Origin of the sequence: Streptomyces sp. NPDC046866, assembly GCF_040704625.1 — a bacterium.
GTDB lineage: Bacteria > Actinomycetota > Actinomycetes > Streptomycetales > Streptomycetaceae > Streptomyces.
In genome coordinates this window covers 17467-31457 of the sequence record NZ_JBEYXN010000026.1, presented here as the reverse complement: position 1 = coordinate 31457, position 13991 = coordinate 17467, and the positions used below count along the sequence as shown (strand labels likewise).

The window sequence follows — 13991 nt, the reverse complement described above, 5'->3', positions numbered from 1 at the left end:
TCACGCTGGCCGCTCCGACCCCGCCCGGAGCCAGGAGCGTGCCGCGTGTCGTTCGACGAGGAGTGGTCCCTCGCCCGGGCCAGCGCCAGGCCCGCGGTCGGCGGCTTCGCCACCGCGGACCTGGAGTTCAACCAGGACCACGTCGGCGCCATCGGCACGGAGGCCTTCCACCTCCACGGCCGCCTCACCACCGACGGCAGGCACGCCGCCCGGGCGACCACGGAAGCGGCGACCGCCCTCGCCGCGGAGGGCTTCGCCAGCGGGGCCGCCTTGCACTCGCTGCAGTCCCGCTGGGAGTCCCGGCTCCAGGCCCTGGTGGCGGCCTGCGCGAACATCTCCAACGGCCTGGACTACTCCCTCTCCTCCCATGCCAAGGAGGAGCACGAGCTCTACGCCGCCTTCACCGCGTCCAAGCTCGACCGGCTCCTCACCTGACGGCGGGAGGCGGAGCGCGGGTGCTGACGTACGAGAACCTGATGAACGCCCCGCTGGGCAAGCTCCAGACGGCGATCACCGACTGGGCCGCGATGGCCAAGAAGCTGGACGAGCTGGCCGAGGCGGCGCGGGCCGGCATGAAGGCCAAGTCCGACAAGGCGCAGTGGAACGGCGTCACGGCCGGCGTGGCACGGTCGCTGGTCGACAAGACGGCCAAGGAGTTCGAGGACGCCGCCCGCCACGCCAGGGGCGTCCACCTGGTCCTCACCGACGGGCACACCACCTTCCAGGCCGCCCAGGCCGAGATCCGGAAGCTGATGGAGGAGGCGCCGGCCGCCGGATTCCGGATCGACGGCTCGGGCCGGGTCTGCGCCGTCCCGCTCTCCGATCCGCGGGAGGAGTACGCGGCCCGGCACGACCCGGACCACCAGCAGCTGCTCCGCAAGAACAGGGACCTCTGGCAGGCGCGCGTCGACCGGGCGGTGGAGAACGCCCAGGACGCCGACGCCTCGCTGGTCCGCGTCCTCCAGGCCGACGCCGCACGCCACGACTTCGGCCCGCCCCGCTACACGAGCCTGGACGCCGAACAGGCCGACCGCGCCGCCGAGCTGATGCGGAAGATCACGGCGGTCGGCGGGGGCGGCACCGCGCAGAACCGCGAGGCGCTGCGGGAGCTGGAGGACCTGCTCGACGACAACCGCGACGACCCGGAGTTCGCGACGGCCTTCTGCCGCCGGGTGGGCCCCGAGGGCGTGCTCGGTGCGTACGCGACGATGTCCCTGGACTCCTCGGCCCTCGGCCGGGCCGGCCTGGACCGCACGCTGATGGTCGGCCGCATCCAGGACGACCTGGGCGCGATCCTGGGCCTGGCCACGCACGAGGACGTCCCGAACCACCTCGACGCCGCGTGGACCACCGCGCTGATGCGGGCCGGCCGCAAGGAGCTCGACGTCGGCCTGGCCCAGCCGGTGTACGGCTACCAGGCGCTCGGGGCGCTGCTGCGCGAGGGCTCGTACGACACGGAGTTCCTGACTGCGGTCGGCCGTGACATGGTCGCAATGGACCGCAAGCACCCGGGGATCTGGGAGTCCGGCGCCCCCGCCGACCCGGCGGCCGTCCTCAACCACACCGCTGACGGAGGCCGCGGCTTCCATCCGCTGACGGGCCTGATGAAGGTCCTCGGCAACAACCCGGAAGCGGCGACCGCCTTCTTCAACGAGCCGGTCCGGGACGACAGCGACGGCGACGGGCTCGTCACGCGCGCCGACAAGCCGGTCGGCGGGTTGCACGGCCGGGCGCGGGGCATGGTCGACTACATGCTCGACAAGAAGCCCTACGCGGACGGCTTCGACATCGCGCCGACCGGTGCCCCGCACCCCGCGCAGGACGCCCTCGGCGGCGCGCTCGAAGCGGCGGTGTCGGGGCGCGCCGCGGGCGACGAGACGGCGAAGCCCGTCCCGCACACCAGGGAGATGGCGGCCGTCATGGAACGGGTCGTCGAGAGGATCGGCGCGGAGCCGGAGCTGGTCGCGGCGAAGCCGGGCGAGGAGGAGGGCCGGCTGAAGGGCCTGTCCGGGCACTTCGGCCAGATGGCCGCGGAGTACATGCCGGACCTCCAGGCCTCCGCGGAGAACGGCAGCGGCCAGATCAAGGCGAACGGCGTCATGGCCAGGTTCCACAAGGCGGACATGGCGGCGTTCATCGGCGCGGTCGGCCAGGACCCCGGCGCGTACGGCGCGATGACGAATGCCCAGCGGGCCTTCACCACCACACTCATCAACGACGTCGTCGCGCACCGCAGCGAGTACGAGGACGTGGATGCCGCCATCAAGAGCGCTGTGCATCCTGGTGGCCAGGTGGCGGGCATCCTCTCGCAGGCCCGGGCCGAGGGCACGTTTGCCGAGAACGGCCACCAGCACGAGGAGTACGTCAAGGGCGTCGAAAGCAATGCCAAGTGGATCAACCGCGGCATCAGCGCAGCGGGTGTGAAGTACGTGGAGCTGATCCCGTTGGCCGGAGACGTCGTGGGGTGGCTCCAGGAAGATGTCACGGAGAGCGTGGTCGAGCGGGCGAAGCACGACCACGCGAAGAAGATCGATGAGGCCGACCACGCTGCGGTGATCGATTACACCGATGCCCAACGCGCGGCGGGCGAGTCCGCGGCACAGTCGGTCCGTAGGGCGGCAGCGGGTACCGGCATGACCGGGCGGACCGTGGACGCCCTCGCAGGCGTGGCCTCCACCGAGACGGCAAACGCGCATGCCGTGGGGCGTGGGCAGGTCGCCACGTCGAGCGGCAGTTCCTGATGCGCATCACACGCATACTGCGGAGGCTCACCACGGTGCTCGTTGTGGCGGGAACGGCCGTGGGCTGCTCGAAGGAGGTGCCGTCGGCCGCACCACGGCTGCCGGAACGCTCGTGCTTCGGTGTCTTCACGCGCCAGGACCTTGCCCCTTTGGTGGGCAAGGGCACTGAGGTGCACGAGGACGGGCCCGTCGACATGCGGCTGACTGCGGAGCGCCGGGGCGCGACCTGCGTGGTGGATGTCGATGGGGAGGGCCGGTTCGACGCCTCCGTCACGCGCCAGGCGTTGAACGAAAGCTTCTTCTGGAACGCCCAATTGATCCAGCCGCGTGCGGACCCGCTCACCCTGGGGGACAAGGGCATTGTGTACGACACCGGCGCCCGTGTCGCCCTCACCTGCACAAGCCCAGGAGGCGATTCGTTTCAGCTTGAGGTGACGGTGGGCGGGTCCACGGAGCAGATGGAGAAGAGGGAGGCGCGCCCGCTGTTCAGGGTGCTCATCGCCAAGCTGCTGGCGGCCGCCAAACGGCAGACCCGCTGCGGCAGCGACGCCCCCTGAGGCGGTGTCAGCGGCAGGCATGCCGAAGGCCGTCCAGGTCGCGCCGGGCCTGGACGGCCTTCGGGAGAGGCCGTGGCGGGAATTGAACCCGCGTGCCCCGCTTTGCAGGCGAGTCCCTAGGCCACTCGGGCACACGGCCGTGCGGTGTTGCTGAGAAGACCGTACGAGCGGCCCCGGGCGGCGCGGAAGGGCTTCGGCGGGGGCGCCACACGACTGCCATGCTGCGTTCACGAACCCGAACGGCCCCCGGCCCCCCGGCCCTCGGGCGTAGGTCTCGGGGACCAGGCGGGATTGGTCCCCCGGACAGGGGCCAGGGGTGGGTTTGCCGCTTACTCTGGGGCGATGAGTGCCCTTGAACCCCGTGTGTCACAAGGAGCGAGCAGCGAGCAGGATCCCGCCCGGACGCAGGGCGGGATCCTCGGTTCCGCGTACCGGACGCTCAGCTTCGGGATGATCTCCTGCATCTTCCTCATCGCCTTCGAGGCGACGGCCGTCGGTACCGCGATGCCGGTGGCCGCGCGTGAGCTCGACGGGGTCGGGCTGTACGCCTTCGCCTTCTCCGCGTACTTCACCACCAGCCTGTTCGGCATGGTGCTCTCCGGCCAGTGGTGCGACCGGCAGGGACCGCTGCGGCCGCTGGCCGTGGGGATCGGGGCCTTCGCCGCCGGGCTGGTGTGCTCGGGCACCGCCTCGCTCATGGGGGTGTTCGTGCTCGGGCGGGCCGTGCAGGGCTTCGGCGGCGGGCTCGTCATCGTGGCCCTGTACGTCGTCGTGAGTCGGGCCTACGAGGAGCGGCTCCGCCCGGCGATCATGGCAGCCTTCGCCGCGAGCTGGGTGGTGCCCTCGATCGTCGGGCCGCTCGCCGCCGGGACCGTGACCGAGCACCTCGGCTGGCGGTGGGTGTTCCTCGGGATTCCCGTCCTGGTCGTCGTCCCGCTCGCCGTGGCGCTGCCCGCGATCCGGCGCAGCGCCTCCGGGCCGGTGGATCCGGATGCGCCGCCCGCCGCGTTCGACCGGCGCCGGATCCGGCTCGCGCTCGGGATCTCCGTCGGGGCGGGGCTGCTGCAGTACGCCGCCCAGGACCTGCGGTGGTTGTCGCTGCTGCCCGCCGCGGCCGGGGCCGGGCTGCTGGTGCCCGCGGTGCTGGGGCTGCTGCCGCGCGGCACCTACCGGGCGCGGCGCGGGCTGCCGGCGGTGGTCCTGCTGCGCGGGGTCGCGGCGGGCTCGTTCATCGCGGCGGAGAGCTTCGTGCCGCTGATGCTGGTGACGCAGCGGGGGCTGAGCCCGACGCTGGCCGGGTTCTCGCTGGCGCTGGGCGGGCTGACCTGGGCCGGCGGCTCCTGGATCCAGTCCAAGGGGCGGGTCGCGCCGTACCGGGAGCGGCTGATGGTGGCCGGGATGGTGATGGTGTCCGCGGCCATCGCGGGCGCGCCGGCGGTGCTGCTGCCGTGGGTGCCGGTGTGGACGCTGGCCCTGGCCTGGGGCATCGGGTGCCTGGGCATGGGCCTGGTGATCGGCTCGACCAGCGTGCTGCTGCTGAAGCTGTCGGCGCCGGAGGAAGCGGGCGCGAACTCCGCCGCCCTGCAGATCTCCGACGCGCTGGCCAATGTGGTGCTGCTCGCGGCCGGCGGTGCGGCCTTCGCCGCGCTCGGCGGGGGAGCGGTGGGGGCCGGGCACACCGTCTCGGCCGCCGCCGGTGGGGCCGGGGCCTCGCACCCCGCCGCGTTCGTGGTCGTCTTCCTGCCGATGTCGGCCGTCGCCCTGGTCGGCGCCTGGGTCGCCACCCGCCTGCATGCCCCTGCGCCGCCCGGTTCGGCCGCCGCCGGCCTCCCCCGCGGGGACTGACGCGGCGCGGCGGAATCGCTGGCACAGAGTGGTACCAAGCAGTACCGTTGTCCTATGGCCGGTCTCAACGTGAGGTTCACAGAGCAGGAACTGGACGCGCTGCGCGAGCGCGCCGAGGCGGAGGGGCGCAGCATGCAGTCCTTCGCGCACGACGCCGTGATCAGGGCGATCAACGAGCACTCCCGCCTGTTCAACGAGGCGGCGGAGCACGTGCTGAAGGCCAGTGAGGAGCTGAACCGGAGGCTCGCGTGACGCACTACCTCACCCTGCCCGAGCTGCTGAACCTGGCGGAACGGCTCGGGGCCAGCGAGGTGCGTGACTACGGACTGCTCGACTCGGCGCTGGCGCGCCCGCAGTCGAGTGTGTTCGGGCAGGACGCCTACCCGGACGTCTGGCAGAAGGCGGCAGCCCTGATGGAGTCGCTGGCCCGCAACCATGGGCTCATTGACGGCAACAAGCGCATCGCGTGGTACGCGACGTGGGTGTTCCTGCACATGAACGGGCATCCGCTGGACGCCGACTTCGATGTCGATGAGGCGGAGCGCTTCGTCCTGGACGTGTGCCAGGGTGCTCTGGACGTTCCCAAGATCGCAGCGCAGCTGCCGGGGTTCGCGCGGTAGCGCGGCTTGCTCCGGGCCGCTCCGGCGCGCCCGATGTGACGCTCGCCGCACCCCCCGAGGTCACGGGCCTGTCCCTCCGCGAGGGGCGGGCCCGCACCGGTAGGGTGGCCCGGTTGTCCTCCGTACGACCATGATCACGACTGTAAGACCATGATCACGACGGCGAGCACGACGACCGCCGCCGCCGACGACGAGAGCACGAACCGGAGACCGTGACTACTACCGCCTCCCACCACCTCTCTCCCGCCTTCCCCGGCCGTGCCCCCTGGGGCACCGCCAGCAAGCTGCGCGCCTGGCAGCAGGGCGCCCTGGACAAGTACATCCAGACCCAGCCGCGGGACTTCCTCGCGGTCGCCACGCCCGGCGCCGGCAAGACGACCTTCGCGCTCACCCTCGCCTCCTGGCTGCTGCACCACCACGTCGTGCAGCAGGTGACGGTGGTCGCACCGACCGAGCACCTGAAGAAGCAGTGGGCCGAGGCCGCCGCCCGGATAGGCATCCGGCTCGATCCCGAGTACTCGGCCGGGCCGCTCAGCAAGGAGTACCACGGCGTCGCCGTCACCTACGCCGGTGTCGGCGTCCGCCCGATGCTCCACCGCAACCGCTGCGAGCAGCGCAAGACCCTCGTCATCCTGGACGAGATCCACCACGCCGGAGACTCCAAGTCCTGGGGCGAGGCCTGCCTGGAGGCCTTCGACCCGGCGACCCGGCGCCTCGCCCTGACCGGCACGCCGTTCCGCTCCGACACCAACCCGATCCCGTTCGTGACGTACGAGGAGGGCAACGACGGGATCCGCCGCTCCTCCGCCGACTACACCTACGGCTACGGCAACGCCCTCGGCGACGGCGTGGTGCGGCCCGTCATCTTCCTCTCCTACAGCGGCAACATGCGCTGGCGCACCAAGGCCGGCGACGAGATCGAGGCCCGCCTCGGCGAGCCGATGACCAAGGACGCCATCAGCCAGGCCTGGCGCACGGCCCTCGACCCGCGCGGCGACTGGATGCCGAACGTGCTGCGCGCCGCCGACCAGCGCCTGACCGAGGTCCGCAAGAGCATCCCCGACGCCGGCGGCCTCGTCATCGCCTCCGACCAGGACTCGGCGCGCGCCTACGCCAAGCTGATCCGCGAGATCACCGGCACCAAGGCGACCCTCGTGCTCTCCGACGACGCCGGCGCCTCGAAGCACATCGACACCTTCAGCGGAAACGACGACCGCTGGATGGTCGCCGTCCGCATGGTGTCCGAGGGCGTCGACGTCCCGCGCCTCGCGGTCGGCGTGTACGCGACGACGATCTCGACCCCGCTGTTCTTCGCCCAGGCCGTCGGCCGCTTCGTGCGCTCGCGCAGGCGCGGCGAGACCGCATCGGTGTTCCTTCCGACGATCCCCTATCTCCTCGGCTTCGCCAACGAGATGGAGGTGGAGCGCGACCACGCCCTGGACCGGCCGAAGAAGGCGGGGGAGGACGAGGACCCGTACGCCGAGTCCGAGAAGGAGATGCAGGAGGCGAACCGGCAGGAGGATGAGGACACCGGCGAGGACGAGCAGATGTCCTTCGAGGCGCTGGAGTCCGACGCCGTCTTCGACCGCGTCCTGTACGACGGCGCCGAGTTCGGCATGCAGGCCCACCCCGGCAGCGAGGAGGAGCAGGACTACCTCGGCATCCCCGGGCTGCTGGAGCCCGAGCAGGTGCAGCTGCTGCTGCAGAAGCGCCAGTCGCGGCAGATCGCGCACAGCCGCCGCAAGCCCGACGCCGAGGCGGACCTGCTGGAGCTGCCCGCCGAGCGCCGCCCGGTGGTCTCGCACAAGGAACTGCTGGAGCTGCGCAGGTCGCTCAACACGATGGTGGGCGCGTACGTCCACCAGAGCGGCAAGCCGCACGGCGTGATCCACACCGAACTGCGGCGCGTGTGCGGCGGCCCGCCGAGCGCCGAGGCGACCGCCGGGCAGCTGAAGGAACGCATCAAGAAGGTGCAGGAGTGGGCCACCCGCATGCGGTGATCCCGACGGGCGACCGGTCCGCCCGCCCTCGTCCGATCGCACAGGCGGACGGGGGCGGGGAGGGTCCGGAAGTCGGTCACAACCACGATCCGAACCGCCATAAAAGGGCCGTTGGCGCCCGGATTCTGGACGAGGACTTCCGCTGAGCGGACCCGCTCGCTACTGTCCCCGCATCGAACGCCCCGTGGCAGCGCCGCCGCGGGAGCGCAGCCGGTGCCATGGCCGCTACCGGCGGCCTCTCCGTGCGTCGCCGTGGGACCGGCGTCGTTCCCCCCGAGAGTCACCGCCGCTCACCAACGAGGGAGAGGCGTCGTGACCGCGGAAACCTCACAGACTCTCGACCGGGGACTCAGAGTCCTCAAACTGCTCGCCGACACCGACCACGGTCTGACCGTCACCGAGCTCTCCAACCGCCTCGGTGTCAACCGCACCGTGGTCTACCGCCTGTTGGCCACGCTCGAACAGCACGCCCTGGTCCGCCGCGACCTCGGCGGCCGCGCCCGCGTCGGCCTCGGCGTGCTGCGGCTGGGCCGCCAGGTCCACCCCCTCGTGCGCGAGGCGGCCCTGCCGGCGCTGCGCGCCCTCGCCGAGGACATCGGCGCCACCGCGCACCTCACGCTCGTCGACGGCACCGAGGCGCTGGCCGTCGCCGTCGTCGAACCCACCTGGACCGACTACCACGTGGCCTACCGGGCCGGCTTCCGCCACCCGCTGGACCGCGGGGCCGCCGGGCGCGCCATCCTGGCCGCCCGCCAGGGCACCCTCACCGAGCCCGGGTACACGCTGACCCACGGCGAGCTCGAAGCGGGCGCCAGCGGGGCGGCCGCGCCGCTCGTCGGGATCACCGGGCTGGAGGGCAGCGTCGGCGTCGTCATGCTGGCCGACGCCGTGCCCGAGCGGGTCGGCCCGCGCGTCGTGGACGCGGCCCGCGAGGTCGCCGACGCCCTGCGCTGACGCCGGCCCCCCGCCTCGCATCCCTGCGCCGCCGCCCTACCGTGTCGTCCTGCGCCGCCGCCTTGTGCCGGCGGGCTGCGCTGACGGTCGTACGGGGCCGCCCTCTGGCGCGCGACCCGCGCCACGCATGTCAGCCTCGCCCCTGCTTGCGAAGCGGGGGTCCGGCACATCCAGCCTCGCCGGCGTTTGAGGCGCGGGTTCCTCGGGGCGGCGCCCCGAGGAACCCGGCTCCGCAGGGCACGGGCTCTGCCCGGACCCGCGCCGCAAACGCCGGCGAGGCTGAAAATGCCAGGCCTCGGCTTCGAGAGGGGTGGAGGGGGCGGGCCGCGGTAGGCCTGGCGGCGTGGGGCCGGGCCGCCGGGGGCGGGCGGGCCGGCGGGGCCCGATAGATTGGCGGTGTGCTCTCTCGCCTCACACGTCTGCCGCGTCCCGCCGCCCTGGCCGTCTGTGCCGCGCCCGTGCTCGGCCTGTTCGCCGTGGCCGCCCTCGCGCCGCTGCCCTTCGTGATCGCCCAGCCCGGGCTCACGGCCGACGTGCTCGGGGCCCGCGACGGCAAGCCCGTGATCACCGTCACCGGCGCACCCGCCCGCGCGACCACCGGCCAGCTGCGGATGACCACCATCGAGGCCACCGGTCCCTCCACCTCCGTGAAGCTGCCCGAGCTGGTCGGCGACTGGTTCGACAGCAAGCGGGCGGTCCTGCCCAAGGAGGCCGTCTACCCGTCGGGCGGAAGCGACAAGGAGATCGAGGCCCACAACCTGGAGCAAATGGCCACCTCCCAGACGAACGCGGCCCGGGCCGCCCTCGGATTCCTGCACAAGGACCCCAAGGACGTGAAGGTCGAACTGAACCTCGCCGACGTCGGCGGGCCCAGCGCCGGCCTGCTGTTCTCCCTCGGCATCGTCGACAAGCTCGACGGCGACGGCAGCGGCGGCGACCTCACCGGCGGCCGCGTCATCGCCGGTACGGGAACGATCAGCGAGGACGGCAAGGTCGGCGCGGTCGGCGGCGTGGCCCTGAAGACCCAGGCCGCGCAGCGCGACGGGGCGAGCGTCTTCCTCGTACCGGAGGCGGAGTGCTCGGACGCCCGGTCCGAGCTGCCGGAGGGGCTCCGGCTCATCCCCGTCACTTCACTGAAGGACGCGGTGGGCGCACTGCGCTCGCTGAACCGGGGAGAGCCGGTTCCGACCTGCTGACCGGCTCGCGCTCCATCGACCGCCAGGCCGGGAACACCAGCGGCGCGAGCGTGACGAGCAGGTAGACCCCGCCGAACGCCAGCAGCGCCCGGGACGTGCCGAACGCGTCGACCAGCAGCCCGGCGGCCAGCCCGCCCAGCGGCATGGTCAGCTCGCAGCCGGCCATGGTCACCCCGGAGACGCGGCTGCGCAGCTCCTCGGGGACCTTCTCGTACATGACGGTGCCGAGGATCGGGTTGAGCATGCCCGCGCCCAGCCCGGCGAGCACCATCGTCACGGCGAGGGGCAGCGCGGTCCCGGTGAGACCCGCGACGAGGTAGCGCGTGGCCCCGGAGACGAGGAAGGCCGCAGCGAACACGGCCCGGCGCGGGTGGCGCTCGCCCCACGCCCCGTAGAACAGGGCGCCCAGCAGAGCGGCGCCGCCGAAGAGGGAGAACATCAGGCCGACCGCGGCGGCCCCGCCGAGGGCCTCGCGGCCGTGGACGGGCAGCAGCACCGCGGACCAGCCCTGGTCCAGGCCGTTGGTCATCATCACCATCAGGGTGATGCCCGCGAGCAGCCGGGAGCGGGTCAGGAAGCGCCAACCCTCGGCGAGTTCGGCCCGGTAGCGGGCGAAGGACGCCTTTTCCCCGCCCGGTTGGGGCTCGGCGGCCGGGATGCCGCGGACGAAGGCGGCGACGAGCAGCGCCGAGGCGGCGAAGGTCGCCGCGTCGAGCAGCAGGACGGCCTCGGCACCCAGGACCGCGATCAGCACGCCGGCCACCGCGGCTCCGATCATCCGCGCCCCGCGGAAGACCGCGTCGAACAGGCTCGTCGCACGGGCGACGGTGGTGCCGGCGTGCTCGGCGAGGTGCGGCACCAGGACGGAGCGGGCGGTCAGGCCCGGGGTGTGCACGAGGCCGCCGACGGCCATCAGGGCGCACAGCATCCAGAAGTCCAGCAGGTCCGCGTAGTGCAGCAGCGGGATCGCGCCCACCGACACGGCGCAGACCAGGTCGGAGGCGGCCGAGACGCGGCGGCGCCCGATCCGGTCGATGACGGGTCCGCCGGCCAGGGCGGCGACGACGATGGGCAGGGTCGCACAGAAGGCGACGATCCCGGCCCGGCCGGCGCTGCCCGTGGTCTGCAGGACGAACCACGGGACGCCGATCAGGGTGAGCGAACTTCCGGCGGTGGAGACGGTGTTGGCGGCCAGGACGGCGGCGAGGGGCCGTCGGCTCATCCCGCGGCCCGCGTCCGGAAGCGGGCGGGCTCCGCGGGGGTCATCAGCCGGCGCCCGGCGCTGACCAGGGCCTCGCCCAGCCGGTTGCGCAGGGCGGGGGCGAACGGCGCGCGGGGACCGGCGGCCTCCCGGGCCAGGCCCGCGGCGGCGGCCTCGGCGGCCAGCTCGGCGGTGCGGGCGGCGTGGCTGCGGGTGGCGTACCCGGCCTGTATCTCGGCGTGCGTGAAGGCGTGCATGGCAGGACTCCTTCTGCGGGGTAACGGGAAGGGGGAGGCGCGAAGGGCGAACAGCGGCGGCCGGCGGCCTCAACGGCCGGAGGGGCGCGGGAAGGCGTGCGTGTGGAGGCGGACGACCTCGGAGCCCTCGCTCGGCGGCAGGTCGCTGTACGACCTGACCAACTCGTGCATCTTGCGCACCAGTTCCAGGGACTGCTCCGCGGTCAGCCGCAGCGTGAAGTCGCTGAGGTCGCTGGCGCGCCGCCACTCGGTGGGCCAGGCGCCGGCGCGCCCCAGCCAGCCGTTGATCTCCTGGGCGTGCATCGCGGCGATCTCGTGCAGGAAGACGTCGGCGGCGCCGCGGGTCTCCGGGTCGGCGGAGAACACCAGCGACTCGTCGAACTGCGTGCAGTCCTGGGCGGCCCGCCACCAGCGCTCGCGGCCCTTGCCGTGCTCCGGGGCGTCCTCGACGAACCCGTGCGCGGCGAGCTGGCGCAGGTGGTAGCTGGTGGCGCCGCTGGACTCGCCGAGCCGCCCGGCCAGTTGGGAGGCGGTGGCGGGCCCGTCCTCGCGCAGGGCGGCCAGCAGGCGCATGCGCAGGGGGTGGGCGAGGCCGCGCAGGGAGCGGGCGTCGAGGGTCCGCACCTGCTGGTGCTGCGGGGTCGGGCGGTCTTCCGGGGCTTCCGGCTCTTCGGGCATGCCTCTACGGTAGGGATGCAAAGGAACCTATGCAAGGGTTTCTTTGCAACATGTTCTTTGGAAGCCCCGCCTCCGCGCCCCACCCCGCCGTCAGCCTTCCTGCGCCGCCTGCTCCACCAGGGGGATCACCCTCAGCGGGACCGGGTTCTCCATCACGATCGCCGTCGAGGCCCGCACGATGCCCTCGAAGGCCACCACCCGGTCGATCACCCGCTGCAGATCGGCGTTGGAGCGCGCCACGAGCCGGCACAGCATGTCCCCGTGCCCCGTCGTCGTGTGCAGCTCCAGCACCTCCGGCACCCCGCTCAGGTGCGCCCGTACGTCGGCGCCCTGGCCCTGCTTGATCTCCAGCGTGGCGAAGGCGGTGACCGGGTACCCCAGCGCCGCCGGATCGACCTGCGGGCCGAATCCGCGGATCACCCCGTTCGACTGCAGCCGGTCGAGCCGCGCCTGCACCGTGCCGCGCGCCACGCCGAGCCGCCGCGAGGCCTCCAGCACCCCGATCCGCGGCTCGCGGGCCAGCAGGACGATGAGCCGGCCGTCGAGTTCGTCGATGCCCATGGGTTTGTTCCTCCGCGCTGTCCAGTGTCGCCCCGGGAGTGGTCATCCTGCACAGATGTTTCAGCAATGCTGCCGCCCGGCTGTGCAGCTTGTACAGCAGAACAGGAAACTATTGCGCAGCTTGTGGATCGGCGGGACTCTGCGCTCATGACTGAGTCTTTGGTGAACCTGGAAACCCCGCACACCGCGCGTGAGGCAGACCCCTTCCCGGTGAAGGGCATGGACGCGGTCGTCTTCGCCGTCGGCAACGCCAAGCAGGCCGCGCACTACTACTCGACCGCCTTCGGCATGAAGCTCGTGGCCTACTCCGGCCCGGAGAACGGCGTCCGCGAGACCGCCAGCTACGTCCTGACCAACGGCTCGGCCCGCTTCGTCCTGACCTCGGTCATCAAGGCGAGCACGGACCGCGGCCGGTTCCTCGCCGAGCACGTCGCCGAGCACGGCGACGGCGTCGTCGACCTCGCCATCGAGGTCCCAGACGCGCGCGCCGCCTACGCGTACGCCGTCGAGCAGGGCGCCCGCGGCCTGGACGAGCCGTACGAGGTGTCCGACGAGCACGGCACCGTCGTCCTCGCCGCCATCGCCACCTACGGCCAGACCCGCCACACGCTGGTCGAGCGCAAGAACTACACCGGCCCCTACCTGCCCGGCTACGTCTCCGTCGACCCGATGGTGGAGCCGCCGGCCAAGCGCACCTTCCAGGCCATCGACCACTGCGTCGGCAACGTCGAGCTCGGCCGGATGAACGAGTGGGTGGCGTTCTACAACAAGGTCATGGGCTTCACGAACATGAAGGAGTTCGTGGGCGACGACATCGCCACCGAGTACTCGGCGCTGATGTCGAAGGTCGTCGCGGACGGCACCCTCAAGGTGAAGTTCCCGATCAACGAGCCGGCGATCGCGAAGAAGAAGTCGCAGATCGACGAGTACCTGGAGTTCTACGGCGGCGCCGGCGTCCAGCACATCGCGCTGGCCTCCAACGACATCGTCGCCACCGTGCGGTCGATGCGGGCCGCGGGCGTGCAGTTCCTCGACACCCCGGACTCGTACTACGACACGCTGGGCGAGTGGGTCGGCGACACGCGCGTGCCGATCGAGACCCTGCGCGAGCTGAAGATCCTCGCGGACCGGGACGAGGACGGCTACCTGCTGCAGATCTTCACCAAGCCGGTGCAGGACCGGCCGACGGTCTTCTTCGAGATCATCGAGCGGCACGGCTCCATGGGCTTCGGCAAGGGCAACTTCAAGGCCCTGTTCGAGGCGATCGAGCGCGAGCAGGCCAAGCGCGGCAACCTCTAGCGGGTCCCGCCGCCGCTGCCGCTGGGCGGAGCCTGAAACCGGGCTCCGCCCGGACCCGCCAAAGATCGGGGCTCCGCCCCGG

At 72.4% G+C, this 13991-nt stretch carries 14 protein-coding genes and 1 tRNA gene; 10 read left to right on the top strand and 5 right to left on the bottom strand.

Going from position 1 to position 13991, the window contains the following annotated elements:
• The first annotated feature begins 45 nt into the window (after positions 1 to 45).
• Genes AB0953_RS29125 through AB0953_RS29115 form a run of 3 tightly spaced genes read left to right on the top strand, consistent with a single transcriptional unit; the run spans position 46 to position 3298 of the window.
• Positions 46 to 435 carry a hypothetical protein gene (locus AB0953_RS29125; protein WP_366862558.1) on the top strand — a complete coding sequence of 130 codons (390 nt, stop codon included), beginning with the start codon at positions 46 to 48 and terminating at the stop codon, positions 433 to 435.
• Positions 436 to 455: 20 nt separating this feature from the next.
• Positions 456 to 2741 (top strand): DUF6571 family protein, encoded by a 2286-nt coding sequence (locus AB0953_RS29120; RefSeq protein ID WP_366862557.1) that lies wholly within the window; start codon positions 456 to 458, stop codon positions 2739 to 2741.
• A complete protein-coding gene (locus AB0953_RS29115) occupies positions 2741 to 3298 on the top strand; it encodes a hypothetical protein (protein WP_366862556.1) in 558 nt (185 codons plus the stop codon). The genes AB0953_RS29120 and AB0953_RS29115 overlap by 1 nt, the downstream gene beginning before the upstream one ends.
• A gap of 67 nt (positions 3299 to 3365) precedes the next feature.
• On the opposite strand, the gene AB0953_RS29110 is transcribed toward AB0953_RS29115, so the two are convergent.
• A tRNA-Cys gene (locus AB0953_RS29110) sits at positions 3366 to 3437 on the bottom strand.
• A 203-nt stretch (positions 3438 to 3640) separates the two neighbouring features.
• Between AB0953_RS29110 and AB0953_RS29105 the strand changes: the two genes are divergently transcribed.
• The 6 genes from AB0953_RS29105 (at position 3641) to AB0953_RS29080 (ending at position 9913) form a co-directional block, all read left to right on the top strand.
• Complete coding sequence (locus tag AB0953_RS29105) at positions 3641 to 5143, top strand: MFS transporter (protein ID WP_366862555.1); 1503 nt, start codon at positions 3641 to 3643, stop codon at positions 5141 to 5143.
• Between the two features lie 54 nt (positions 5144 to 5197).
• The gene (locus AB0953_RS29100) at positions 5198 to 5395 is read left to right on the top strand and encodes an Arc family DNA-binding protein (RefSeq protein WP_366862554.1); all 198 of its coding nucleotides are present in this window, start codon (positions 5198 to 5200) and stop codon (positions 5393 to 5395) included.
• On the top strand, positions 5392 to 5763 hold the full coding sequence (locus AB0953_RS29095; protein WP_366862553.1) for a Fic family protein: 372 nt from the start codon (positions 5392 to 5394) through the stop codon (positions 5761 to 5763). The genes AB0953_RS29100 and AB0953_RS29095 overlap by 4 nt, the downstream gene beginning before the upstream one ends.
• A gap of 212 nt (positions 5764 to 5975) precedes the next feature.
• Complete coding sequence (locus AB0953_RS29090) at positions 5976 to 7763, top strand: DEAD/DEAH box helicase (protein ID WP_366862552.1); 1788 nt, start codon at positions 5976 to 5978, stop codon at positions 7761 to 7763.
• Positions 7764 to 8075: 312 nt separating this feature from the next.
• A complete protein-coding gene (locus tag AB0953_RS29085; protein ID WP_366862551.1) occupies positions 8076 to 8717 on the top strand; it encodes a helix-turn-helix domain-containing protein in 642 nt (213 codons plus the stop codon).
• A 398-nt stretch (positions 8718 to 9115) separates the two neighbouring features.
• Entirely contained in the window at positions 9116 to 9913 is a 798-nt protein-coding gene (locus tag AB0953_RS29080) for a S16 family serine protease (protein ID WP_366862550.1), read from the top strand.
• Here AB0953_RS29080 and AB0953_RS29075 read toward each other — a convergent pair.
• The 4 genes from AB0953_RS29075 to AB0953_RS29060 form a co-directional block, all read right to left on the bottom strand.
• Positions 9843 to 11135 carry an MFS transporter gene (locus tag AB0953_RS29075; protein WP_366862549.1) on the bottom strand — a complete coding sequence of 431 codons (1293 nt, stop codon included), beginning with the start codon at positions 11133 to 11135 and terminating at the stop codon, positions 9843 to 9845. The genes AB0953_RS29080 and AB0953_RS29075 overlap by 71 nt on opposite strands.
• Complete coding sequence (locus tag AB0953_RS29070; protein ID WP_366862548.1) at positions 11132 to 11371, bottom strand: hypothetical protein; 240 nt, start codon at positions 11369 to 11371, stop codon at positions 11132 to 11134. Before AB0953_RS29070 ends, AB0953_RS29075 begins: the two co-directional genes overlap by 4 nt.
• Positions 11372 to 11440: 69 nt before the next feature.
• Positions 11441 to 12049 carry a helix-turn-helix domain-containing protein gene (locus AB0953_RS29065; protein WP_366862547.1) on the bottom strand — a complete coding sequence of 203 codons (609 nt, stop codon included), beginning with the start codon at positions 12047 to 12049 and terminating at the stop codon, positions 11441 to 11443.
• A gap of 90 nt (positions 12050 to 12139) precedes the next feature.
• Positions 12140 to 12610: an Lrp/AsnC family transcriptional regulator gene (locus AB0953_RS29060; protein WP_366862546.1), complete on the bottom strand. Its 471-nt coding sequence runs from the start codon at positions 12608 to 12610 to the stop codon at positions 12140 to 12142.
• 147 nt (positions 12611 to 12757) lie between these two features.
• Here AB0953_RS29060 and hppD point away from each other — a divergent pair, with 147 nt between their 5' ends.
• Positions 12758 to 13909, top strand: a complete 1152-nt coding sequence (hppD, locus tag AB0953_RS29055; RefSeq protein WP_366862545.1) for a 4-hydroxyphenylpyruvate dioxygenase — start codon at positions 12758 to 12760, stop codon at positions 13907 to 13909.
• The last annotated feature ends 82 nt before the right edge of the window (positions 13910 to 13991 follow it).